At 71.5% G+C, this 22867-nt stretch carries 27 protein-coding genes; 17 read left to right on the top strand and 10 right to left on the bottom strand.

Annotated elements, in window-relative coordinates:
- The first annotated feature begins 57 nt into the window (after positions 1 to 57).
- The 5 genes from dop (at position 58) to prcA (ending at position 4247) form a co-directional block, all read left to right on the top strand.
- Positions 58 to 1575 carry a depupylase/deamidase Dop gene (gene dop / locus IW248_RS10785; protein ID WP_372432136.1) on the top strand — a complete coding sequence of 506 codons (1518 nt, stop codon included), beginning with the start codon at positions 58 to 60 and terminating at the stop codon, positions 1573 to 1575.
- 104 nt (positions 1576 to 1679) lie between these two features.
- Entirely contained in the window at positions 1680 to 1895 is a 216-nt protein-coding gene (locus tag IW248_RS10780; RefSeq protein WP_030332902.1) for a ubiquitin-like protein Pup, read from the top strand.
- Positions 1896 to 2081: 186 nt separating this feature from the next.
- Positions 2082 to 2603, top strand: coding sequence for an endonuclease VII domain-containing protein (locus IW248_RS10775; RefSeq protein WP_307787902.1), 522 nt, complete (start codon positions 2082 to 2084; stop codon positions 2601 to 2603).
- Positions 2522 to 3361: a proteasome subunit beta gene (prcB, locus tag IW248_RS10770; protein ID WP_196926847.1), complete on the top strand. Its 840-nt coding sequence runs from the start codon at positions 2522 to 2524 to the stop codon at positions 3359 to 3361. Before IW248_RS10775 ends, prcB begins: the two co-directional genes overlap by 82 nt.
- Positions 3362 to 3425: 64 nt before the next feature.
- On the top strand, positions 3426 to 4247 hold the full coding sequence (gene prcA / locus IW248_RS10765) for a proteasome subunit alpha (RefSeq protein ID WP_124816937.1): 822 nt from the start codon (positions 3426 to 3428) through the stop codon (positions 4245 to 4247).
- Positions 4248 to 4312: 65 nt separating this feature from the next.
- Here prcA and IW248_RS10760 read toward each other — a convergent pair whose 3' ends face one another.
- Genes IW248_RS10760 through rfbB form a run of 6 tightly spaced genes read right to left on the bottom strand, consistent with a single transcriptional unit; the run spans position 4313 to position 9595 of the window.
- Positions 4313 to 5341 carry a glycosyltransferase family 2 protein gene (locus IW248_RS10760; protein WP_196926846.1) on the bottom strand — a complete coding sequence of 343 codons (1029 nt, stop codon included), beginning with the start codon at positions 5339 to 5341 and terminating at the stop codon, positions 4313 to 4315.
- Positions 5338 to 6651 (bottom strand): lipopolysaccharide biosynthesis protein, encoded by a 1314-nt coding sequence (locus IW248_RS10755; RefSeq protein WP_307787901.1) that lies wholly within the window; start codon positions 6649 to 6651, stop codon positions 5338 to 5340. Before IW248_RS10755 ends, IW248_RS10760 begins: the two co-directional genes overlap by 4 nt.
- Entirely contained in the window at positions 6648 to 7349 is a 702-nt protein-coding gene (locus tag IW248_RS10750) for a glycosyltransferase family 2 protein (RefSeq protein ID WP_124816931.1), read from the bottom strand. The genes IW248_RS10755 and IW248_RS10750 overlap by 4 nt, the downstream gene beginning before the upstream one ends.
- Positions 7342 to 7713 (bottom strand): DUF2304 domain-containing protein, encoded by a 372-nt coding sequence (locus IW248_RS10745; RefSeq protein WP_124816929.1) that lies wholly within the window; start codon positions 7711 to 7713, stop codon positions 7342 to 7344. The genes IW248_RS10750 and IW248_RS10745 overlap by 8 nt, the downstream gene beginning before the upstream one ends.
- On the bottom strand, positions 7710 to 8597 hold the full coding sequence (rfbD, locus tag IW248_RS10740; RefSeq protein ID WP_196926845.1) for a dTDP-4-dehydrorhamnose reductase: 888 nt from the start codon (positions 8595 to 8597) through the stop codon (positions 7710 to 7712). Before rfbD ends, IW248_RS10745 begins: the two co-directional genes overlap by 4 nt.
- Entirely contained in the window at positions 8594 to 9595 is a 1002-nt protein-coding gene (gene rfbB / locus IW248_RS10735; RefSeq protein ID WP_196926844.1) for a dTDP-glucose 4,6-dehydratase, read from the bottom strand. Before rfbB ends, rfbD begins: the two co-directional genes overlap by 4 nt.
- An 85-nt stretch (positions 9596 to 9680) precedes the next feature.
- Between rfbB and rfbA the strand changes: the two genes are divergently transcribed.
- The 4 genes from rfbA to IW248_RS10715 all read left to right on the top strand — a co-directional run bounded on the left by rfbA (position 9681) and on the right by IW248_RS10715 (position 12892).
- A complete protein-coding gene (gene rfbA, locus IW248_RS10730) occupies positions 9681 to 10571 on the top strand; it encodes a glucose-1-phosphate thymidylyltransferase RfbA (RefSeq protein WP_124816924.1) in 891 nt (296 codons plus the stop codon).
- On the top strand, positions 10568 to 11191 hold the full coding sequence (gene rfbC / locus IW248_RS10725) for a dTDP-4-dehydrorhamnose 3,5-epimerase (protein ID WP_196926843.1): 624 nt from the start codon (positions 10568 to 10570) through the stop codon (positions 11189 to 11191). Before rfbA ends, rfbC begins: the two co-directional genes overlap by 4 nt.
- A 68-nt stretch (positions 11192 to 11259) precedes the next feature.
- Positions 11260 to 12618: a Pup--protein ligase gene (gene pafA, locus IW248_RS10720; protein WP_124816920.1), complete on the top strand. Its 1359-nt coding sequence runs from the start codon at positions 11260 to 11262 to the stop codon at positions 12616 to 12618.
- A 79-nt stretch (positions 12619 to 12697) separates the two neighbouring features.
- On the top strand, positions 12698 to 12892 hold the full coding sequence (locus IW248_RS10715; RefSeq protein WP_196926842.1) for a hypothetical protein: 195 nt from the start codon (positions 12698 to 12700) through the stop codon (positions 12890 to 12892).
- A 223-nt stretch (positions 12893 to 13115) separates the two neighbouring features.
- Here the strand turns inward: IW248_RS10715 and IW248_RS10710 are convergent, their stop codons facing one another.
- Together IW248_RS10710 and IW248_RS10705 are read right to left on the bottom strand one after the other, a co-directional pair.
- The gene (locus IW248_RS10710; RefSeq protein ID WP_196926841.1) at positions 13116 to 14201 is read right to left on the bottom strand and encodes a DUF3866 family protein; all 1086 of its coding nucleotides are present in this window, start codon (positions 14199 to 14201) and stop codon (positions 13116 to 13118) included.
- Positions 14202 to 14250: 49 nt separating this feature from the next.
- Positions 14251 to 15255, bottom strand: a complete 1005-nt coding sequence (locus IW248_RS10705) for a cation diffusion facilitator family transporter (protein ID WP_196926840.1) — start codon at positions 15253 to 15255, stop codon at positions 14251 to 14253.
- 117 nt (positions 15256 to 15372) lie between these two features.
- Between IW248_RS10705 and IW248_RS10700 the strand changes: the two genes are divergently transcribed.
- From IW248_RS10700 to IW248_RS10675, 6 genes are all read left to right on the top strand, one after another.
- Complete coding sequence (locus IW248_RS10700; RefSeq protein ID WP_124821650.1) at positions 15373 to 16371, top strand: helix-turn-helix transcriptional regulator; 999 nt, start codon at positions 15373 to 15375, stop codon at positions 16369 to 16371.
- Positions 16368 to 17423, top strand: a complete 1056-nt coding sequence (locus IW248_RS10695) for a helix-turn-helix transcriptional regulator (protein WP_196926839.1) — start codon at positions 16368 to 16370, stop codon at positions 17421 to 17423. The genes IW248_RS10700 and IW248_RS10695 overlap by 4 nt, the downstream gene beginning before the upstream one ends.
- Before the next feature lie 10 nt (positions 17424 to 17433).
- The gene (locus tag IW248_RS10690) at positions 17434 to 17679 is read left to right on the top strand and encodes a hypothetical protein (RefSeq protein ID WP_196926838.1); all 246 of its coding nucleotides are present in this window, start codon (positions 17434 to 17436) and stop codon (positions 17677 to 17679) included.
- A 159-nt stretch (positions 17680 to 17838) separates the two neighbouring features.
- The gene (gene tatA / locus IW248_RS10685; protein ID WP_124821653.1) at positions 17839 to 18159 is read left to right on the top strand and encodes a Sec-independent protein translocase subunit TatA; all 321 of its coding nucleotides are present in this window, start codon (positions 17839 to 17841) and stop codon (positions 18157 to 18159) included.
- An 18-nt stretch (positions 18160 to 18177) separates the two neighbouring features.
- Positions 18178 to 19128: a twin-arginine translocase subunit TatC gene (gene tatC, locus IW248_RS10680; protein ID WP_196926837.1), complete on the top strand. Its 951-nt coding sequence runs from the start codon at positions 18178 to 18180 to the stop codon at positions 19126 to 19128.
- 135 nt (positions 19129 to 19263) lie between these two features.
- Positions 19264 to 20187: a diacylglycerol kinase gene (locus IW248_RS10675; protein WP_307788369.1), complete on the top strand. Its 924-nt coding sequence runs from the start codon at positions 19264 to 19266 to the stop codon at positions 20185 to 20187.
- On the opposite strand, the gene IW248_RS10670 is transcribed toward IW248_RS10675, so the two are convergent.
- Positions 20150 to 21067, bottom strand: coding sequence for an EamA family transporter (locus tag IW248_RS10670; RefSeq protein ID WP_196926835.1), 918 nt, complete (start codon positions 21065 to 21067; stop codon positions 20150 to 20152). The genes IW248_RS10675 and IW248_RS10670 overlap by 38 nt on opposite strands.
- A 292-nt stretch (positions 21068 to 21359) precedes the next feature.
- Between IW248_RS10670 and IW248_RS10665 the strand changes: the two genes are divergently transcribed.
- Together IW248_RS10665 and IW248_RS10660 are read left to right on the top strand one after the other, a co-directional pair.
- Positions 21360 to 21656, top strand: a complete 297-nt coding sequence (locus IW248_RS10665; protein ID WP_231396265.1) for a hypothetical protein — start codon at positions 21360 to 21362, stop codon at positions 21654 to 21656.
- Positions 21653 to 22048, top strand: coding sequence for a hypothetical protein (locus IW248_RS10660; RefSeq protein WP_196926833.1), 396 nt, complete (start codon positions 21653 to 21655; stop codon positions 22046 to 22048). The genes IW248_RS10665 and IW248_RS10660 overlap by 4 nt, the downstream gene beginning before the upstream one ends.
- 18 nt (positions 22049 to 22066) lie before the next feature.
- On the opposite strand, the gene IW248_RS10655 is transcribed toward IW248_RS10660, so the two are convergent.
- Entirely contained in the window at positions 22067 to 22837 is a 771-nt protein-coding gene (locus IW248_RS10655; RefSeq protein ID WP_124821657.1) for an HAD family hydrolase, read from the bottom strand.
- Positions 22838 to 22867: the final 30 nt, after the last annotated feature.

Below are 22867 nucleotides of genomic sequence, written 5' to 3'. Positions count from 1 at the left end.
GCGCCGGCCGGCGGTGGGCGTCGACCGGTACGTCAGCGAGCTGAAGCGGGGCGCGGCATGAGCGTACGGCGAATCATGGGCACCGAGGTCGAGTACGGCATCTCCGTGCCCGGGCAGGCCGGAGCCAACCCGATGGTCACCTCATCGCAGGTGGTGAACGCCTACGGGGCACGTCCGGAGCTCAACCGGGGCGGCCGGGCACGGTGGGACTACGAGGAAGAGTCGCCGCTGCGCGACGCCCGCGGCTTTACCTACTCCGGTGCCGCGTACGACCCCGCCGAGGCCCTCGCGGACGAAGACCTCGGCCTGGCCAACGTGATACTCACCAACGGCGCACGCCTCTACGTCGACCACGCCCACCCCGAATACTCCACCCCGGAGGTCACCACCCCCCGGGACATCGTGCGCTGGGACAAGGCCGGCGAGCGGGTGATGGCCGAGGCGTCCCGCCGGGCCGCCACCATCCCGGGCACCCAGCCGATCCACCTTTACAAGAACAACACCGACAACAAGGGCGCCAGCTACGGCGCCCACGAAAACTATCTGATGCGCCGGCAGACGCCGTTCGCCGACATCGTGGCGTACCTGACGCCGTTCTTCGTCACCCGGCAGATCGTCTGCGGCGCCGGCCGGGTCGGCATCGGCCAGGACGGCGGCCAGAGCGGTTTCCAGATCTCCCAACGCGCCGACTTCTTCGAGGTCGAGGTGGGGCTGGAGACCACCCTCAAGCGCCCGATCATCAACACTCGCGACGAGCCGCACGCCGACGCCGACAAGTACCGCCGGCTGCACGTCATCATCGGCGACGCCAACCTTTCCGAGATCTCCACCTACCTCAAGGTCGGCACCACCGCGCTGATCCTCACCATGATCGAGGAGAAGGTGCTCGGCGCCGACCTCGGCATCGCCGACCCGGTCAGCGAGCTGCGCGCCGTCAGCCACGACCCCTCCCTGACGCACCGCATGCGACTGCGCGACGGCCGCCGGCTCACCGCACTGGACCTGCAATGGGCCTACCTGGAGCGGGTCCGGTCCTTTGTCGACGACAGGTACGGCACCGACGCCGACGAGCAGACCATCGACGTGCTCGACCGCTGGGAGAGCGTCCTGGACCGGCTGGGACGGGATCCGATGCTCTGCGCCGACGAGCTGGACTGGGTGGCCAAGCTGCGGCTGCTGGAGGGTTACCGGGAGCGGGAGAAGCTCGGTTGGGGCTCGCACAAGCTCCAGCTCGTCGATCTTCAGTACTCCGACGTCCGGCCGGAGAAGGGCCTCTACCACCGCCTGGTCAGCCGGGGGGCGATGAAGACGCTGCTCACCGACGACGAGACCCGCACCGCGATGACCGAGCCCCCGGAGGACACCCGGGCCTACTTCCGCGGTCGCTGCCTCGCCCAGTACGCCTCCGAGGTGGTCGCCGCGAGCTGGGACTCGGTGATCTTCGACGTGGGCCGGGAGTCGCTGGTCCGGGTCCCGATGATGGAGCCGGAGCGGGGCACCCGCGCGCACGTCGGGGCGCTGTTCGACCGTTGCGCCAGCGCCAAGGACCTGTTGGAGACACTGACCGGGGGCTGATTCCGGATTCGTCAGCCCGTCGTGTGCCGCAAGCCGGCGCGCGGCGGGCTTTTCGTCGCCCGCGCGAGGTAAGTTCATCGCAGACGATCGTGGAGGAGGCAGCAGTGGCCACTCATGACAGCGGCGGCCAGTCGCAGTCCGGCAAGTCCCGTCAGGGCGAGGAAATCGAGGACGTCACCACCGAGGCCAACCCCGAGGTGGCCGAGCGGCACGCCGAGATCACCGAGGACGTCGACGACCTCCTCGACGAGATCGACTCCGTCCTCGAGGAAAACGCAGAGGAATTTGTGAGGGGCTACGTACAAAAAGGAGGTCAGTGAGCATATAAGGTCAATTCGGACATGCCTAGAACGAACGATGATCGAGACGGACTCCGCCGTTGCCGAGATTGCAGCGAATGGAAGGCCCTCGATCAGTTCTGCGCGAGCTCCAAGCGGCCAGGCGGTCGGGGTAGTTACTGCAAGCTCTGCTTCAACGAGCGATCCAAGGCGAGTTACGCGCGTCGGGTGAGAGCCAAGTTTGACCGCGAGGTGCGCGAAGGTCGTGTCGTGCCGGAGGGGCACAGGTTCTGTCCGGCCTGCAACGCGGTCAAGCCGTTCGATGCCTTTCCCCGTAACCGGGCGGATGCCTCCGGTTATGCCACTTACTGCAAGCCCTGCCACAACACGAAGACCAGGGAGACCAAAGAACGCCTCTATGGAGGCAATCGCGAGTACCACCTGCGGCAGCGGTACGGCGTGGGTGAGAAGGAGTTTCAGGAGCTCCTGGCCGAGCAGGGCGGCGTCTGCGCGGTCTGTGGCGGTGCCGACCCGCAACATCTGGACCACGATCATCGCACCGGGTGGGTGCGCGGGATACTCTGCTTCAACTGCAACGGTGGTCTTGGCCAGTTCCGTGACAGTCCCATGAGGCTGGCCAGGGCGATCACGTACCTGAGAGGAACCACGTGGCAGCGGGCTTTGATCCATCCGGGCGTCTACCAGATGTCTTCACCAACGCGGGGACGTCCTCTTTCACGACGTTTCTGAGTCGGGTGGCCCCCGAGATGTTGCCCGGTCGGCGACCGCTGCCGCCGGGCATGGCAGCCGACCTGGCGCCGCACGCGACCACCATCGTGGCCATCGCGGCCGCCGAGGGTGTGGTGATGGCGGGTGACCGGCGGGCCACCATGGGCAACCTGATCGCCCAGCGCGACATCGAGAAGGTGCATCCGGCCGACGCGTACTCGCTGGTCGGCATCGCGGGCACCGCCGGTATCGGCATCGAGCTGATGCGACTGTTCCAGGTGGAGTTGGAGCACTACGAGAAGATCGAGGGCGCGATGCTCTCGCTGGACGGTAAGGCCAACCGGTTGGCCTCGATGATCCGGGGCAACCTGGGGGCGGCCATGCAGGGGTTGGCAGTGGTGCCGCTCTTCGCCGGGTTCGACCTGGCCGCCGCCGACCCGGCGCGGGCCGGTCGGATCTTCAGCTTCGATGTGACCGGTGGCCCGTACGAGGAGACCGGCTACGACGCGATCGGGTCCGGGTCGTTGTTCGCGAAGTCCGCGTTGAAGAAGCGGTACCGGGTGGGGCTGTCCGTCGAGGACGCGACGCGGCTGGCGGTCGAGGCGCTCTACGACGCGGCCGATGACGACACCGCGACCGGCGGGCCCGACCTGACCCGGCGGATCTACCCCGTGGTGATGACCGCGACTGCCGAGGGCACCTACCGGCTCACCGACGCCGAGACGGCGACGATCGCCGAGGGCGTGGTCGCCGGCCGGATGGAAAACCCGGGCGGTTAGTTCCGCCCGACCACCCCCACCAGCCAGCAGTCGTCAGCACAGCGCCGTTAGGAGAACCGCCGCCGTGGCCATGCAGTTCTACGCCTCGCCCGAACAGATCATGCGTGACCGCTCCGAGTTGGCCCGTAAGGGCATTGCTCGCGGGCGGAGCGCAGTGGTCCTGAGCTACTCCGGCGGGGTGCTCTTCGTCGCGGAGAACCTCTCCAGCGCCCTGCACAAGGTCAGTGAGATCTACGACCGGATCGGCTTCGCCGCGGTCGGCCGTTACAACGAGTTCGAGAACCTCCGGCGGGCCGGCGTGCGGATGGCCGACCTGAACGGGCTCAGCTACGACCGACGGGACGTCACCGGTCGGGCCCTGGCCAACGCGTTCGCGCAGACCCTTGGCGCGATCTTCACCGAGCAGTCGAAGCCGTTCGAGGTGGAGATCTGTGTGGCGGAGGTCGGGGCCACTGCCGCTGACGACGAGCTGTACCGGCTCACCTACGACGGTTCGGTCAACGACGAGCCTGGGCGGATGGCGATGGGTGGTCAGGCTGAGGCCATCACCGGTGTGCTGAAGTCCAACCACCGGCCGGACATGTCGCTCGGGGAGGCGGTCCAGGTCGCGGTGCAGGCACTGAGCACTGTCGGTGGTGAGGGTGGCGCCGCCCGGACGATCGCCGCGAACCAGCTCGAGGTGGCGGTGCTGGACCGGCAGCGGGTCGGCCGGACGTTCCGGCGGATCACCGGGGCTGCGCTGACCGCGCTGTTGGACGGGGAGTCGGCGCCGCCGACCAGCGACCGGCCGGACACGCCGAGCGTGCCGACCGGGGATGCCGGCAAGCCGACCAGCTCCGCGGGTTCCGCTGACCTGGAGGACCGGCCGGGTCAACCCGACAGCTGATCAGGTGACGAGACAGCGCCCGGGGCCCGCACGCGCGGGCCCCGCCGCTGTTGTCTGTCGGGGGGTCAGCGGCGCTGGAGCAGGGGCCGCGCGAGGGCCCAGTAGCCGGCGGCGACGGCGTTGAACACGCCCATGCCGGGCGGCGAGTCGACGTTCGAGGGGGCGACCCGGGCGGTCATCAGCTCGGCGATCACCCCGTCGGGCACTGTGCGTTCGGCCTGGAGTTGACGGCGGCGGGCGCCGACCCAGGACCGGTTGCGCCACAGCCAACCCCAGCCGCGGGTCTTCTGCCGGGTCCAACCGCCGGCGAGCGCGGCGGCGAGCATGGCGGCTTCGGTGAGCAGCAGCATCGGGGCGAGCACCACCAGCGTCCGGGTCTGGTACGCCGTGAGCAGGGTGACCAGCCGGTTGCGTTCCACCAGGTAGAGCTTGAGGTCGTTGCGGGAGAACTCGTAGTGGTGGCGCACGACGGCGTCGGGTACGTACTCCAGGCGCAGGCCGCGTTGCCAGAGCCGCAGGCTCAGCTCGGTGTCCTCGTGGTAGGCGAAGTACTCGGCGGCGAAGCCGTCGAGTTCCTGCCAACGCTGGCGGCTGATCACGAAGCAGCAGCCGCTGAGCGACGGCACCCTGCTGCGTACGGCGTGGGCGGTGGCCGGCTCGCCGTTGCCGCCGGCCCAGGACAGCCCGGTGAAGTGCAGTGGGTTGCCGGAGGTGTTGATCAGCTCGGGAGTGTCGGCGAGCCGGATGGAGGCCATGGCGGCACCGACGCCCGGTTCGGCGGCGACCGCCACCGTCTTGGCGATGGCGTCGGGGGCGACGACGGCGTCGGAGTTGACGAAGGCGAGCCAGTCTCCGGTGGCCTCGGCGGCGCCGATCCGGCAGCCGCCGGAGTAGCCGGTGTTCTGTTCGGGGCGGACCACCCGGACCTGGGGGAAGCCCTTGACGATGTCGATGCCGTCGCCGGTGCAACCGTTGTCGACGACGACGAGCTCGATGTCGACGTCGGTGCTGGCCAGGACCGCTCGGGCGGCGTTGACCAGGTACGGCTCGGCGCCGTAGGCGAGCATGACGGCGGTCACCTGTGGGCGGGTCATCGGAGGCCTCCGGATGTGGCAGGGGCGACGGCCTCGGCGATCGGCCGGGTGGGGGTGGTGGGTCGGTGGACGCCGCCGCGTAGCAGCAGTGTCGCCATGGTGGCGGCGACGATGACGGAGCCGATGGTGTACGCCAACTCGACTCGCAGGGTGACCGGAGCCGGGGTCAGCGTCACGGCGATCAGGGCGGCGACGCCGACGGTCCAGGCGAGGGCCTGGGCGCGGTGCCGGTCGAGGGCGAGCAGGGCCTGGCCGAGCACCATCGCCCACAGGTAGGCGAGCGTGGCGGCCGCCAACCAGGCGAAGTCGCCGTGGCCGAGAACGCCTGGTGCGTCGAAGAGTGTGCCGACCAGCCACGGGCCGAGCAGCACGGCGCCGAGGGCTCCGGTGAGGCCGAGCGCGGTGACGATGCCGAGCGCCCGCCGCAGCAGGCTGTGGAAGCCGGCCTGGTCGCCGGTGGTGGCGGTGGTGGCCAGGCCGGGCAGCAGTGACGCCTGGAGGGAGCCGAAGACGAACAGGGGGATGCGGACCAGCACGAGGGCGGAGAGCAGCGCGCCGGCGGCCGCCGCGTCGGCGGGGGCGAGCAGCTGCACGTTGATCACGCCGATGTTCACCACGACCTGGGAGAGCAGGCTGGAGGCGGTGAGCAGGCCGAGGCCGCGCAGCAGGGTGGCCCAGGCGACCGGCGGGCCTGCACCGATGACGCGTAGCACCGGCGGCAGGGTGAGCAGGACGCTGACCAGTGGGGCGGCGACGAGCACCAGCCCGTACCAGACGGGGGAGGTCACTCCGGCCAGCCCGAGGAGGGCCACCATGATGATGCGCAGGCCGCCGTCGATCCCGAGTTGGGTGCCGTACCAGGGGAACAGTTGCAGGCCGGAGAGGACACCGCGGGTGGCGTAGGCGACGGCCATCGCGGCGAGTGCGCCGATCAGCACGGTGACCAGGTTGCCGTCACCGGCGAAGAGCTTGTCGGCGAGCGGCTGACGACCGATGGTGACTGCCAACACCAGCACGGCGAGCAGCACGGCGGCGACGGTGACGCCGCGGGCCAGCACCGGGCCCGGGGGCAGCCCCTGGCTGTGCCGGGCGGCGACGACCCGGGCGACCTCCTGCTCGATCGGCATGAACACGCCGATGCCGAGGGTGAACACGATCGACCAGAGCACCGACAGGGACGAGTAGTCGGCCTTGCTGAGGCTGTGGCCGGCGACCGCGAGGTGGACGTAGGAGGCGAGGCCAAGAAGGCCCAGCCCGGCACCAACAGCGATGGTGCCGGGCGGGATCAGGCGTAGCAGGCGTTGGATCACCGGCGAATGAGCGCCAGCGTGAGGACGGCGAACGCGCGGCCGAGGTAGATCATCGCCCGGGCGGGGGAGTGGCTGGGTGTGCCGGCCATCCGCTTGCGCATGGCGACCGGCACCTGCCGGATGCGGTAGCCCCGGCGGGCGGTGTGTACCAGGGTCTCCACCGTGTCGCCGAGGTACTCGGCCGGGTACCAGGTGGCGAACATTTCGATGACCCGCCGGTTGGCGGCCCGGAAACCGGACGTGGTGTCGGTGAGCTTGGTGTGGGCGACCCGGGACAGCACGGCGGAGAGCATCACCATGGCCCAGCGGCGGGGGCCGCGGACCATGTAGTCGCCCTCGCCGGCGAAGCGGGCGCCGATGACGAGGTCGTTGTCGTCGAGGAGGTCGACGAGCTTCGGCACGTACCGGGGGTCGTGCTGGCCGTCGGCGTCGATCTGGATGGCGACCTCGTAGTCGTGGTCGCGGGCGTAGCGGTAACCGAGGCGCATGGCCCCACCGACGCCGAGGTTGTACGGCAGTTTGGCGACCTTCGCGCCGGCGGCGGCGGCGACGGCGGCGGTGCGGTCGGTGGAGCCGTCGTCGACGACGAGCACGTCGACGCCGGGCAGCTCGCCGCGGACCTCGCCGACGACGTCGGCGATGGAACCCGACTCGTTGAGGGCCGGAATGATGATCAGTGTGCGCTTGCCGTTAACCATCGGTCGACACCAGTTCGTCACGGGCCGCCCGGTCCGCGTTGATCTCCGCGCGGAGCAGGGCGAAGTCTTCGGCCAGGGTGCGGGTCTCTTCTTCGAGGGCGCTGACCTCCCAGCTGAGGTGCACGCACACCAGCAGCAGGAAGACGATGCCGAGGAAGAGCACCAGGCTGACACCGGAGGCGACACCGAGGAGTTCGGCGACGTTGTCGAGCAGCCGGGGGAACAGGGACAGCGGAATCACGATGATCAGCACGGCGAGCCAGAGCATGCCGTACTTCTCGCGCAGCTGACGGCGGCGCAACAGCTCGACGATGGTGCCGAGGAGCAGCAGGCCGGTCAGGCCGGTGACGAGGGTGAGCTTCATGCGACCTTCCACGGGGCGGGTGGAGCGGGGGAGTGGAACGCGTCAACCAGGGCGCTGTGCCAGTCCGGAAGCGGGGGCAGACCCACGGCTGCCCAGCGGCTGTGCCCTAGCACACTGTACGCAGGCCGGGGGGCGGGACGCGGATACCGGTCGCTGGTGGTGGGTCGGATCCGCTCGGGGTCCAGTCCGGCCAGCGTGAACGCGGCGCGGGCCAGCCCGTACCAGGTCGTCTGCCCGGCGCAGGTGCCGTGGTAGACGCCGGGCGCGGCGTGACCGGCCAGCGCCGCGTCGGCGAGCGCGACGAGTCGTTCGGCGAGCGCGTGGGACCAGGTGGGCTGGCCGTGCTGGTCGTCGACCACGTCGAGGTGTTCGCGCTGGTCGGCCAGTCGGAGCATGGTGGCCACGAAGTTCGGGCCATGGGCGCCGTACAGCCAGGCGGTGCGTACGACGTACCCGGTGTCGGGTAGCAGCCGCGCGACGGCCTGCTCGCCGACCAGCTTGCCGCGGCCGTAGGCGTTGACCGGCGCGGTGGGCGCGTCCTCCGGGTAGGGGGTGTCCGCGTTGCCGGCGAGGACGTAGTCGGTGGAGACCTGGATCAGCCGGGTTCCGTCGGTGGCGCACGCCGCGGCAAGGTTGGCCACGGCGTCGCCGTTGACGGCGGTCGCCGCGGCCTCGTCGGCCTCGGCGGCGTCGACGTTGGTCCACGCGGCCGCGTTGATCACCAGGTCGTGCCCGGCGACGGCGGCGCTCACCGCCGCGCGGTCGGTGACGTCCAGGTCGGCGCGGGTGGCGGCGGTCACCTTGAGGTCGGGCCGTGTCCTCAGCACGGTGACCAGGTCCCGGCCGAGCATCCCGCCCGCGCCGGTGACGAGGAGTCGGGTCATGCGGTCGGCGCGGACTTGAGGGGTTCCCACCAGCTGCGGTTGTCCCGGTACCAGCGGACGGTGTCGGCGAGGCCCTGGTCCAGGGTGATGCTGGGGTGGTAGCCGAGCTCTTCGCTGATCTTGGTGATGTCGAGGGAGTACCGCCGGTCGTGGCCCTTGCGGTCGGTGACCGGGACGACCCGGTCCCACCCGGCGCCGCAGGCGTCCAGGAGCAGACCGGTGAGTTCCTTGTTGGTCAACTCGGTGCCGCCACCGATGTTGTAGACCTCGCCGGCGCGGCCCTTCTGCTGGACGAGGGCGATGCCGCGGCAGTGGTCGTGCACGTGCAGCCAGTCGCGGATGTTGCCGCCGTCGCCGTAGAGGGGCACGGTGCCACCGTCGAGGAGGTTGGTGACGAACAGCGGGATGACCTTCTCGGGGAACTGGTACGGGCCGTAGTTGTTGGAGCAGCGGGTGACGACCACGTCCATGCCGTGGGTGCGGTGGTACGACAGCGCGAGCAGGTCGGAGCCGGCCTTGGACGCCGAGTACGGCGAGTTGGGGGCGAGGGGCCAGGTCTCGGTCCAGGAGCCCTCGTCGATCGAGCCGTAGACCTCGTCGGTGGAGACGTGTACGAACCGGCCGGTGCCGTGGCGCAGCGCCGCGTCGAGCAGCGTCTGGGTGCCCAGCACGTTTGTGGTGACGAACGGCGCGGCGCCGGCGATCGAACGGTCGACGTGTGACTCGGCGGCGAAGTGCACGATCACGTCGTGCTCGGCCACGACCTGGTCGACCACGACCGGGTCGCAGATGTCGCCCTGCACGAACCGCAGTCGCGGGTCGTCGCGGACGGGCTCGAGGTTGGCCAGGTTGCCCGAGTAGGTCAGCTTGTCCAGCACGGTCACGACGGCCGGCTCGAGCGGCGGCACGCCGTCGGCACTGCCGAGGGGCTTGCCCAGCAGCAGGCGGACGTACTCCGACCCGATGAATCCGGCTCCGCCGGTGACGAGGATCCTCACGGGTCCGGAAGTATACGCGACGGGCGGCGCGGCGCCTGCCATGCGACCCCCACAGAACCTGTCCGGGTGCGGCTAGGCTTCCCCGGTGCGCGGAATCCTACTTGCCGGCGGCACCGGGTCCCGGCTCTGGCCGATCACCCGGGCGGTCTCGAAGCAGCTGATGCCGATCTTCGACAAGCCGATGATCTACTATCCGCTCTCCACCCTCGTGATGTCCGGGGTGCGGGAGATCCTGGTGATCACGACTCCGGACGACCAGGACCAGTTCCGTCGGTTGCTCGGCGACGGCAGCCAGTTCGGGCTGCGGCTGGAGTACGTCAGCCAGGAGCGCCCGGAGGGCATCGCGCAGGCGTTCATCCTCGGCGCGGACTTCATCGGCACCGAGTCGGTGGCGTTGGTCCTCGGCGACAACATCTTCCACGGCGTGGGTCTGGGTCGGCAGCTCGCCGACCACGGTGACCCGGTCGGTGGGCGGGTCTTCGCCTACCAGGTGGCCAACCCGCAGGACTACGGCGTGGTCGACTTCGACGCCGATGGTCGGGTGCTCTCGATCGAGGAGAAGCCGGCCCGGCCGAAGTCCCGCTACGCGGTGCCCGGCCTTTACTTCTACGACAACCGGGTCGTGGACATCGCCCGCAAGCTCACCCCGAGCGCCCGCGGCGAGCTGGAGATCACGGGGGTCAACGAGGTGTACCGGGAGACCGGGGAGCTGTCGGTGACCGTGCTGGATCGGGGCACCGCCTGGCTGGACACCGGCACGTTCACCTCGATGATGCAGGCCGCCGAGTTCGTCCGGGTGGTCGAGGAGCGGCAGGGTCTCAAGATCGGTTGTGTCGAGGAGGTCGCCTGGCGGGCTGGCCTGATCGACGACGCGCAGCTGCGCGCGCTCGCCGAGCCGCTGACCAAGAGCGGTTACGGCGACTACCTGCTGCGTCTGCTGAGCGAGCAGGCCGGCGGCGACGGGGGTTCCTGGTGAAGGTCCGGGAGCTGGGCATCGAGGGCGCCTGGGAGATCACCCCCCAGCAGCACGGTGACCCGCGCGGCATGTTCATGGAGTGGTACCGCTTCGACAAGCTCGCCGAGTCGGTGGGGCATCCGCTGCGGCTGGCCCAGGCCAACCTGTCGGTCTCCGCGCGCGGCGTGGTGCGCGGCGTGCACTTCGCCGACGTGCCGCCCGGGCAGGCCAAGTACGTCACCTGCGTGCGGGGAGCGGTCCTCGACGTGATCGTCGACCTGCGGGTGGGTTCGCCGACCTTCGGCCGTTGGGAGGGCGTGCGGCTGGACGACACCGACCGGCGCGCCGTCTACCTCAGCGAGGGGCTGGGGCACGGGTTCTGCGCGTTGACCGACGACGCGACGTTGAACTATCTCTGCTCGGCCACCTACAACCCGACCGGCGAGCACGCGGTGCACCCGCTGGACGAGGAGTTGGGCATCGAGTGGCCCGCCGAGGTTCCGCTGCTGTCCGCGCGCGACGACGCGGCGCCGACTCTGGCGCAGGCCCGCGAGCGGGGGCTGCTCCCGGAGTACGACAGCTGCCGGCGGTTCGTGGCGAGCCTCGGCGCGGACGGAATGTCGCACTCAACCGGTATGTGACCGCGCTCGGGGCACGACCTGTGGTCCGACAGTGACGAACCGGGCCTCCGGGCGGCTAATGTCACACCATGGAGCGGCGAATCTTCGGCCTCGAGACCGAGTACGGCGTCACCTGCACCTATCGCGGGCAGCGGCGGCTGTCCCCGGACGAGGTCGCGCGGTATCTGTTCCGTCGCGTCGTGTCCTGGGGTCGGTCGAGCAATGTCTTCCTGCGCAATGGGGCCCGGCTCTACCTGGACGTCGGGTCGCATCCGGAGTACGCAACACCGGAGTGCGACTCGGTGACCGATCTCGTCGCCCACGACCGGGCCGGCGAGCGGATCCTGGAGGGCCTGCTCGTCGACGCGGAGAAGCGACTGCACGACGAGGGCATCGCGGGTGAGATCTACCTGTTCAAGAACAACACCGACTCGGCCGGCAACTCGTACGGGTGCCACGAGAACTACCTGGTCTCCCGGCACGGTGAGTTCGGCCGGCTCGCCGACGTGCTCATCCCGTTCCTGGTCACCCGGCAGTTGATCTGCGGGGCCGGCAAGGTTCTGCAAACCCCACGCGGCGCGGTCTACTGCCTTTCGCAGCGGGCCGAGCACATCTGGGAGGGCGTCTCCTCGGCGACCACCCGCAGCCGCCCGATCATCAACACCCGCGACGAGCCGCACGCCGACGCCGAGCGCTACCGGCGGCTGCACGTGATCGTGGGTGACTCCAACATGAACGAGGTCACGACGCTGCTCAAGGTCGGCACCGCCGACATCGTGCTGCGGATGATCGAGGCCGGGGTGGTGATGCGCGACCTGTCCCTGGAGAACCCGATCCGGGCCATCCGGGAGGTGTCGCACGACATCACCGGCCGGCGCAAGGTGCGGCTGGCCAACGGCAAGGAGGTCAGCGCCCTGGACATCCAGCAGGAGTACCTGTCCAAGGCCACCGAGTTCGTCGAGCGGCGCGGTGGCGACCAGGCCGCCAAGCGGGTCGTCGAACTGTGGGGCCGGGTGCTCAACGCTGTGGAGTCCGGTGACCTGGAGCCGGTCTCCCGGGAGATCGACTGGGTCAGCAAGCTGCGGCTGATCGAGCGCTACCAGCGCAAGCACGACCTGCCGCTGTCGCACCCCCGGGTGGCGCAGATGGATCTGGCCTACCACGACGTGCGCCGTGGCCGGGGCCTCTACGGGCTCCTGGAGCGCCGCGGTGAGGTCGACCGGGTGGCCACCGACCCGGAGATCTTCGAGGCCAAGGAAACGCCGCCGCAGACCACCCGGGCCCGGCTGCGGGGCGAGTTCATCCGGCACGCCCAGGAGAAGCGCCGGGACTTCACCGTCGACTGGGTGCACCTGAAGCTCAACGACCAGGCGCAGCGCACAGTGCTCTGCAAGGACCCGTTCCGTGCGTACGACGAGCGGGTGGAGCGGCTGATCGCCAGCATGTGACGGGTTGCCGGCCCCGGCGGTGCTCTGCGCCGACGGGGCCGGTCGGCCCGCTGCGCTGAGCGGTTAAGCTGAGCGCGCCATGACGACTTCTGGACCTTCCGACCGCCCCGAGCGCGGCACCGAGCGGCAGAACTGGATCGAGCGCCGGCGGGAGAAGATCCGCGCCGAGGTCGACCGTAACCGGCGCGGTGAATACACGGTGCCCACCTGGGTGCTGGCCCTGGCCCTGGCGCTCATCGTGGGCGGCTGGCTAGCCCTGATCTTCCTGGCCTAACCCCGGCTGCCCACCCCCACCCCCACCCCGCACCCCGCCCTGCCCGCGCGCCCGCGCGCCCGCGCCTTCCGCGCGTTGATCATGAGGTTATTGCGGCGACACGCCGAGGCGGCGCGCAATAACCTCATGATCAACGGGGCGGGGCCGGGGCGGACCGGGCCGGGGCCGGGCCGGGGCCGGGCCGGGGCCGGGCCGGGCGCGGGTTCCGGGAGTGGGGCGGGCGTTAGGGGAGCAGGGTTGCCGCGTGGCGGCCGGCGGCGGCTGCCGCCAGGAAGTACGCGTGGTCGGCGTCGAGGCCACGGCCCATGGTGGACAGCGGTACGGCGCTGGCGCGGAGCGCGGCGTCGAGACCGTCGGTGGGCACCCGGACGATCCGGTGTCGGGCCGCCAGGGGGGCCAGCGCCGCGTCCACCTCGGCCGCGAGGGCCGGGTCGAGGTCGTCGGGCACCACCAGCTCCGCCGGGGCGAGCGCCACCCGGCCGTACGCGGTGAGGCTGTGGTGTGACACGCCCCGGTGTCGGGGGCGGGCGTCGGCGTCGGAGATGCGCAACGAGCCGACCGGTCGACCGCCCAGCGTGGCTACCGCGTTGACCGCCTCGCCGACGGCGACGCCGGAGAAGCCCCAACGGGTGCCGGTGCCCAGGTTGCCGGGTCCCTGGGCGACGATCGCCACGTCCGCGTGGAGCACGTACCGGGCGGCGAGCAGACCGCCGTGCACTGTGGTGGCCTCCAGGTCGCCACCGAACGCCTGCCCGACGGTGATCGTGCCGGCCAACTCGCTCCGCAGCCCGGCGAGGGTGCGGGAGAACCAGGCGGGCAGCGCCCCACCGTCGGTGAGCAGGTACGCCACCCGCGCCCGCGGGGCGTCGGCCCGGATTCCGGCCAGGATCGCCGGGAGCGCCGAGTGCAGGTCGGCGGTGACCACCGGCAGGCCGCCCAGGTCGTCCGCGTCGGCCAGCACGTCGCGGTGCGGGGACGCCTCCTCGTCGACGCCGAGGAGGATCGGCTGCAGCGGCGTGTAGCGGGCCTTGACCAGGTGCCCGGCGTCGCGGGTGTCGGCGACGTCCGGCGGGTCCGGCGGCAGCCGGTCCGGCAGGGCGACCACCAGGGCGTACCCGCCGGTGCCCAACCCCATCAGCAGCGCGCCGGCGTTGAGCAGCACCCGGTCGCCGGGCTCGGGCGTGCCGACCAGTTCCGGGTAGGCCAGCGCCCGCATCCGCGTGCCGTCGGGCAGGTCGACGTCCAACTCCACCGCCCCGGTCCACTGCCGTCGCAGCGTCGCCACCGTCCCCGTACGCCATCGCACCATGACGGGCACGCTAGCCGCGCGGGCCCGGCGGCCCGCGCCCGGGTGTGGTTCAGGTCGGCTCGGGGCCGCCGGCGTCCGGGCTCGGCCCGGCCTGGGTGTCCCGGGCGGTGCCGGTGGCGCCCGGCAGCGAGCGGGTGGGGTCGAGGAAGACGAACCGGATCTCCGGGTAGCGCTCGGTGAGCCGCCGTTCGGCGTCGTCGGCGGTGGCCTCGATCTGCGCGCCGGTGGCCTCGTCGCGGAAGTCGACCTTCGCGGCGACCAGGATGTCCTGCGGGCCGAGCTGCATGGTCAACAGGGTGTCGATGCGCTCCACCTCCGGCAGCCCGGCCAGCTCCTGCTCGATCTCGCGGCGCAGCCGCTCCGGGACGGCCCGGCCGACCAGCAGCGACAGGTTGTTGCCGGCGAGGACTCCGGCGACGGTCAGCAGCAGGAGCCCGATCAGGATCGACGCGACGCCGTCCCACACCTCGTCGCCGGTGGCGTGCGACAGGCCGACGCCGAGCCCGGCCAGCACCAGACCGATCAGGGCCGCGCTGTCCTCCAGGAAGACCGCCTTGACCGTGGTGTCGGCGGTCAGTCGCAGGAACCGCCGAGGAGTGGTCTGCCAGCGTCGCGACTCGCGGCGGACCTGCCGCACGGCCCGGGCCAGTGAGATCGACTCGATGACGAACGACACCCCGAGCACGATGTACGAGATGAGGTAGTCGCCGCTGTGCTCGTGCACCAGGATCGTGGTGACGCCGTGGGTGACGGCGAAACCGGCGCCGGCGACGAACGTGAACATGGCCGCGAAGAACGCCCAGACGTAGCTCTCCTTGCCGTACCCGAAGGGGTGTCGCTGGTCGGCCGGCCGGGCGCCGCGGCGCAACGCCTGGAAGAGCAGCACCTCGGTGGTGGTGTCGGCGATCGAGTGGGCCGCCTCGGAGAGCATCGCGGCGGATCCGGAGATCAGCCCGGCGATCAGCTTGGCGACCGCGATGGCGAGGTTGGCGGCGCCGGCGACGACGACGGTGCCGACGCTCTCGCTCTCGGGCCTGGCGTCCGCTTGCGACATGAGCCTCACCCTATGACCGGAGACGGCGACGCGCCGGAGGAGGCCCGATCCGAACAAGTGTGCGGCACGCCCGCGTGGGTGCACGGTGCGGGCGTGTCGGCTGCTAGCGTCTACCGCGTGTCGCGGACCCGCACCGAACGCCTGGTCAACCTGGTGATCTGCCTGCTGTCCACGCGACGGTTCCTGACCGCCGCGCAGATCGCCGCGACCGTGCCCGGTTACGAGCACGATCCGGACGACGCGCGCGACCACGAGGCGTTCCAGCGCAAGTTCGAACGGGACAAGGCCGAGCTGCGTGAGCTGGGCGTGCCACTGGAGACCGGCACGGCGAGCGCCTTCGACGCCGAGCCCGGCTACCGGATCGCCCACCGCGAATACGCGCTGCCCGACATCCTGCTCGAACCGGACGAGGCCGCCGCGGTCGGCATCGCCGCACGGCTGTGGCAGCACGCCGGGTTGGCCGCCGCCGCGTCGTCCGGGCTGGCCAAGCTCCGTGCCGCCGGGGTGGACGTGGACCCGCAGGCGACCCTCGGCCTGGAGCCGATGGTCACTGTCGATCCGGCGTTCGCGCCGCTGACCGCCGCCGCCCGGGACCGCCGCGAGGTGGGGTTCGACTACCGGGTGCCCGACCGCGACGCGCCCAGCCGGCGGCGCCTGCAGCCGTGGGGCGTGGTCTGCTGGCGCGGCCGGTGGTATGTGGTCGGCCACGACCAGGACCGGGAGGCGACCCGCTGCTTCCGGCTGTCCCGGGTCGTCGGCGCGGTCCGGGTGACCGGCGCCCCCGGCGCGTACGAGCCACCGCCCAACGTCGACCTGATCAGCCACGTGGCCCGCTGGTCGGGTCCGGTGGAGCGCACCGGTCGGGCCACCGTGCTGGCCGCGCCGGGGCGGGCCGCCGGGCTGCGCCGCTGGGCGGTGGAGGTGACCGCAGGCCCGGACGGCGACCGGTTGGTCCTGCCGTACGCGGACCCGGACGGGCTGGCCGGTCATCTCGTCGGCTACGGCCCGGACGTGCGGGTCCTCGACCCACCGGAGGTCCGCGAGGCGGTCATCCAACGACTCAAGGAGATCGCCGTGCGCCACGACGAGCTGGCCGTCAGCGGGGGTGCCCGGTGACCCGCCCGGCCGCCCGTAACGGTTCACGCGCGTCCGCCGACCGGCTGGCCCGACTGCTCAACCTGGTGCCCTACCTGCTGGCCCGGCCCGGCATCGAGATCGCCGAGGCGGCCGGTGACCTGGGCGTCACCGAGCGTCAGCTCCGCGAGGACCTGGAGTTGCTCTGGGTGTGCGGGCTGCCAGGGTACGGCCCCGGTGACCTGATCGACATGGCGTTCGACGGTGACCGGGTGACCATCACCTACGACGCCGGCATCGACCGGCCGTTGCGGCTGACTCCCGACGAGGCCCTCGCGCTCGTGGTGGCGCTGCGGATGCTGGCCGAGACGCCCGGAGTGGCCAACCGGGAGGCCGTCGAACGAGCCCTCGCCAAGATCGAGGCCGCGGGCGACCTGGTGGGCGCCCCGGTGGCGGTCCGGTTGCCCGGGGACACCCCTCGGGTCGAGGCGCTGCGCACCGCTGTGGAGGGCGGGAAGGCCCTGCGGATCACCTACTACACAGCCGCCCGGGACGAGACCACCGAGCGTGTCATCGACCCGTTGCGGATGCTCATGGTCGGCGGCCGGGCGTACGTGGAGGCGTGGTGTCGACGCGCGGAGGCCGTCCGGTTGTTCCGCGCCGACCGGATCGACGCGATCACCGAGTTGGACGAGCCGGCCACGGTGCCGCCGCAGGCCGTTCCGCACGACCTCACCGAGGGCGTGTTCCGCCCCACGGCCGACCTGCCGTTGATCACCCTGCGGATCGGCCGGGGCGAGCGGTGGATCACCGAGTACTACCCGTGTGAGCGGGTGGAGGCCGGCGACGGCGACCAGTGGCTGGTCTCCCTGCGGGTGACCGACCTGGGCTGGGCCCGCCGGTTCGTGCTGGGCCTCGGCCCGGAGGTGACGGTGGTCGCCCCGGTCGAGTTGGCCGATCAGGTGCGGGCGACGGCGGCCGCCGCGCTGGACGCGTACGCCGTGCCCACGCCCGCGGCCGTGCCGCGACGGCCCGAGGTCGACCCGGAGCGCACGCCGTCGGGTGACCCGGCGGTGGCCGGCCGCACCCAGTAGGCTGACCGCCGTGCTGATCTGGATCGTGCTCGCGGTGGTGCTGCTACCCCTCGTGGCGCTCGCGCTGGCCGTGCGCCCGGTGCTGGCCCGGCTGCCCCGACTGCGCCGGGCCGCCGTGGCGTTGCAACGGCGGGCCGCCGAGGCCGAGGCGCTGCGGGAGACCGCCGAGGCGCTGCAACAGCGTGCCGAGGAAGTCCAACATCGGCTCGACACCACATCCCGGCGGCTCGCGGTGATCAAGGCCAAGCGCGGCTGATCGAGCACGCACCCGGCGGTGGTTGACGGATCATCGCGGGTTGGTCAAGACTTCACCCTTCCGGCCAGACCACCACCACCCAGCGGGTGGCGGGCAGCCGATCCGCACGTACGATGGGCTGCGTACCACCCCCCGGACACAGAGCGACTGGAGCTTCTCATGGGTGCCCTCAAGCCGTGGCACATCGCTGTTCTCGTGGTTGTGCTGATCCTGCTCTTCGGTGCGAAGCGGCTCCCCGACGCGGCCCGTTCGCTGGGTCGGTCGCTGCGGATCATCAAGGCCGAGACCAAGAGCCTGCAGGACGACGACCGCGACCGCGACCTCGCCGAGAAGGCCGACGCGCAGGCCGGCTACCAGCCGCTGCCGCCGCACACCGGGCAGCAGGCGCCGTACGCCGGTCAGCCGCAGCAGGCGCCGTACCAGCAGACGCCGCCGCAGCAGCCGGTCGTCGACCCGGTGCACCGCGTCCGCGACAACTGACCGAAGGGCCCCACCACCGTGGCCTTCGCACTGCGTAAACGCGGCCCGAGCAGCTTCGAGCGGGCCGCCGACGGTTCGATGACGCTCATCGAGCACGTCCGTGAGCTGCGCAATCGTCTCTTCCGCGCGTCCGTGGCCATCCTCATCGGGTTCGGCCTCGGTGTCTGGCTGGCGGGTCCGGTGCTGCACCTGCTCCAGCAGCCCTACTGCGACCTGCCGCAGGCCAGATATGTCGACGGCAAGTGTGAGTTCGTGCAGCTCGGGCCGGCAGACCTGTTCCTGCTCCAGCTGAAGGTCGCGCTCTGGGTCGGGTTGATCGCGGCCGCACCGGTGTGGCTCTACCAGCTCTGGGCGTTCATCGCGCCCGGCCTGCACCGGCACGAGCGGCGCTACGCGTACTTCTTCACCGCCCTTGCCGCGCCGCTGTTCGCGGCCGGTGCGGTGCTGGCGTACTTCGTTACGGCCAAGGGCCTGGAGTTCCTGCTCAGCATCTCGGACAGCGAGATCAGCACGACACTGGAGATCACCAAGTACATCTCCTTCGTCACCAACCTGATCCTGTTGTTCGGTGTGGCGTTCGAGTTCCCGCTTGTCGTGCTGATGCTCAACTTCGTGGGCATCGCCAGCGCGAAGCGGCTGCTCAGCTGGTGGCGGGTGGCGATCTTCGTGTTCTTCGCGTTCTCCGCCGTGGTCACCCCCACCCCGGACCCGTTCGGGATGACGGCCCTGGCGATCTGTCTCTCCGCGCTCTACTTCGGTGCGGTGGGCATCGCGTTCCTGAACGACCGGCGGCGTGGGCGGGGCAAGGAGATCTACGCCGGCATCGACGACGACGAGGTGTCGCCGCTGGAGTTCGACGCGGACCCGGTCGTGGCCGGGCAGCGGGTCGACTCGACGGCGCCGGTCGGCGTACCCGATCCGATCGCCCCACCGGCACCGATCGAACGCCGCTACGACGACATGACCTGACGGCCCCGCGCCGCCCGGTCCACCGACGCCGTCCCCGCTCCGGGGGCGGCGTCGTTGCGTCACATTTAGCGCCGGTAGCGGAACCGGTGGTGACGGCATCTGCCCATGGTGAACAACAGGTGTCCGACCGGTACGGTGCTGCCCGTGACCGCAGACGATCACCTGCCCGGCCCGGTCGCCGTGCTCGCCAACCCGACCGCTGGTCGCGGACGGCACCGCGCTCTGCTGCCCCAACTGCTGGAGCGCTTGGCCGCCGGTGGACGGCCGGTCCGGCTGCTGCCGGTGTCCAGCCCCGCCGAGGCGGAGGCGGTGTGCCGGGCCGCCGTAGCCGACGGTGCCGGCGCCTTGGTGGCGGTCGGTGGGGACGGCACCGTGCATCGGGCGTTGCAGGCGGTCGCCGGCACCGACGTGCCGTTCGGCCCGATCCCGGCCGGCACCGGCAACGACTTCGCCCTGGACGTCGGCTTCCCGGCCGACCCCCTCGCGGCGGCGGCGGTGATCGCCGAGGCGGTGCGCGACGGCCGCAGTCGACAGGTCGACCTGGCCCGGATGGTCGGGGTCGACGGGGCCGAGCGCTGGTACGGGGCGGTCCTCGCGGCCGGGTTCGACGCGATCGTCAACGAGCGGGCCAACCGGATGCGCTGGCCACGCGGCCCGAGCCGGTACGAACTGGCGATCCTGGTCGAGCTGGCCCGGATGCGCCCACGCCGCTACACGCTGCGCCTCGACGGGGTGCCGCAGGACATGGACGCTGTGCTCGTGGCGGTGGGCAACTGTCCCACGTACGGCGGTGGAATGCGGATCTGCCCCGACGCGGATCCGACCGACGGGCTGCTCGACGTGGTGGTGGCGGGTCCGGTCGATCGGCGGACCCTGGTCCGGGTGAAGCCGCGTATCTACGAGGGCACCCATGTCAGGCACCCGATGGTGTACAGCTTCCGGGCCCGCACTGTGGAGTTGGCCGCCGAGGGCATCACCTCGTACGCCGACGGGGAACGCTCCCTGGAGTTGCCGGTGACGATCAGCGCAGTTCCGGGCGCCCTGCGGTTGCTGCGTTGACACGTACCGCGCCGATGCTCGCCGCGATGACCAGCACGATGGCGGCGCACTCCAGCACTGTCAGCTCCTGCCGCAGCACCAGCCAGCCGGCGAGCGTGGCGACGGCCGGGCCGAGGCTCATCAGCACCGCGAACGTGGCGGTGGGCATCCGCCGTAGCGCCAGCAGCTCCAGGGTGTAGGGCAGCCCGGAGGCGAGCACCGCGAGGGCGGCGCCGAGCGCCAGCACCGGCGGGTCGAGCAGCACCGCGCCGCCGTCGATGATGCCCAGCGGCAGTGTGACGAGCGCGGCGAGGGTCAGCGCCAGGGCCAGCCCGTCCGCGCCGGGAAAGCGGCCGCCGACCCGGGCGCTCAGCACGATGTACGCGGCCCACATGGCGCCCGCGCCGAACGCGAAGGCCACCCCGACGGGGTTCAGCCGGTCGAAGCCGCCCTGCCCGAGCAGCGCCACCCCGGCCAGTGCCAGCCCCGCCCAGCCCCAGCTGGCCAGTCGTCGGGCGGAGAACACCGACAGGGCGAGGGGGCCGAGCACCTCAAGTGTCACCGCCGGGCCCAGCGGGATGCGTTCGATGGCCTGGTAGAACAGCGAGTTCATGCCGGCCAGCGCCAGCCCGAACCCGCCGGCCGCGAGCCAGGCCGACCGGTCGTGTCCGCGCAGTCGGGGCCGGCACACGGCCAGCAGCAGCACCGCCGAGATGGTCAGCCGCAGGGTCACCGCTCCGGCCACCCCGGTACGCGGGAAGAGCAACGCGGCCACGGCGGAGCCGAACTGCACCGACAGGGCCCCGCCGAGCACCAGTCCCACGGAGGCGACGCCACCCCGCCGAGCCGGTGGCGTGTCGGACGGTGCCGTCGTGGGCAGCAGGATCTCGGTCACGGCCACGACGGTAGGCGCTCAGGTCCGGCCACCTCGCGGCGGCGTCCACCTGCCGAAAGGCGCGTCTTCCCGCTCGGTTCGTGGCCCGGGTCGGCTTCGCTGCCGCTCGAACCGGCTGATAGCCCTGGCCCCGGTGCCGAGCGGCGGTGTCTCGCCGCTCGGCACCGGGGTATCCGGGGTGGCGCCGCGAGGTTCCGACCGCTGTGGCCGTGCGCCGCGAGACCGCACAGCCAACACGGCCGTAGATGTTCGCCACCCGCGGTGCTACCGGCGTACGGTTCCTGGTATGACGAGCGCGATGCGGAAACTATCGATCTCCGTGCCACCTGACGTGGCTGAGCGCCTGGAGCGGGAGTCCAACGCCAGCGCCTACATCACCCAGGCCGTCCGTGACCGGATGCGGCTGGACGCCCTGGACGCGGAGCTGGCTCACCAGGGCATCCCGATCACCGAGCAGGGCGTGGCCGAGGCACGCGCCCGCCGGGCCGCCGTGGAGGCCGACTGGTCGCCGGAGCGCCGTAGCGCCCTTCGCGAGCGGGTCCGCCAGCACGCGCTGGACGCCGCCGCCGGAACGCCCGAACAACCGGCCGCGTGAGCCCCGAGGACGACCGACCGGTGCGGCTCGTGCTGGACCGGTCGGCACTGCTGGCGTACCTGGCGGGGTCGGTGCATGTCGGGGAGCCGCTGCACGAGGTCATCCAGGACCGCAACAGGTTCGGCGTCACCGCCGTGACCGCGGCGGAGGCCCTGGCGATCGTCAACGACCCGAAGGAACGAGCGACTCTGCACCGGCTGCTGGACCTGGACGCCTGTGCGGTGCTCTCGACCGAGGGTCACTCCTGGCACGAACTCAGCTTCTGGCGGACGGTGACGGGACGTGCTGACCTGGCCACCACGGCGATGGCCGTCCTCGAACACGACGCCTCGATCCTCACCGGGGAGGCCCGGTACGGCGACGAGCTACCGGTGATTCACATTCCCGGCTGACGGCACAGCGCGGCGGGTTCAGGCCGGCAGGGCGAGGTCGAGCACCGCGCCCAGCCCGTTCTCCCGGCCCGGCTCGGCGGCCGGGAGCACCAGCGCCGAGCAGCCGGCGGCAACCGCGCCCGCGTCCGCCGGGGTGTCGCCGACCATCAGGGTCTGTTCCGGGTCGACGCCCAGCATCCCGCAGGCACGCCAGAAGATCGCCGGGTCGGGTTTGCAGCGCCCCACCTCGTACGAGAGCACGAAGGCGCCGACCAGGTCGGTCAGCCCCCAGGCGTCGAAGTGTGGCCGCAGGTCGAAGCCGATGTTGCTGACCACCGCCACCGGCACCCCGGCGTCGCGCAGAGCGGTCAGCGTGGGGGCGGCGTCGGCGTACGGTAGCCAGCCCTCGGCGGTCAGCAGGCGCTCGTAGAGCGCGTCGGCGAAGCCGTCGATACCGGCGTCGACGGTCTCGGCCAGCCCGGTGTACGCGCCCCGGTGGGCGTGTTGGTAGAGGTCCCGGTCGGCCCACAGTTCGGCCAGTCGGGGTGGCACCCGCGCCGGCAGTGGCCCGCCGGCGCGGCCGGCGGTCAGCAGTCGGTCGGCCAGCGAGGTGGCGCGGACCCGGTCCAGGGTGACGCCGCACGCCGCCGCGGCCTCCAGCACCCACCGTTGGGAATCCTCCACCTGGGCCAGGGTGCCGTGGAAGTCGAAGAGCACCGCCTTGACAGGGCGTCGGGACGCCCGGCGGGCGGCGGGCGCCTCGGCGGTGCCCGGCGGACTGGTCTGGGGCGGTTCGGCATGGTCCGGCACGCCGTGCACCCTACCGACCGCCCCCGACCG

It is taken from the genome of Micromonospora ureilytica (assembly GCF_015751765.1).
GTDB classification, from domain to species: Bacteria; Actinomycetota; Actinomycetes; order Mycobacteriales; family Micromonosporaceae; genus Micromonospora; species Micromonospora ureilytica.
This window is presented reverse-complemented; position numbering and strand designations above follow the sequence as displayed.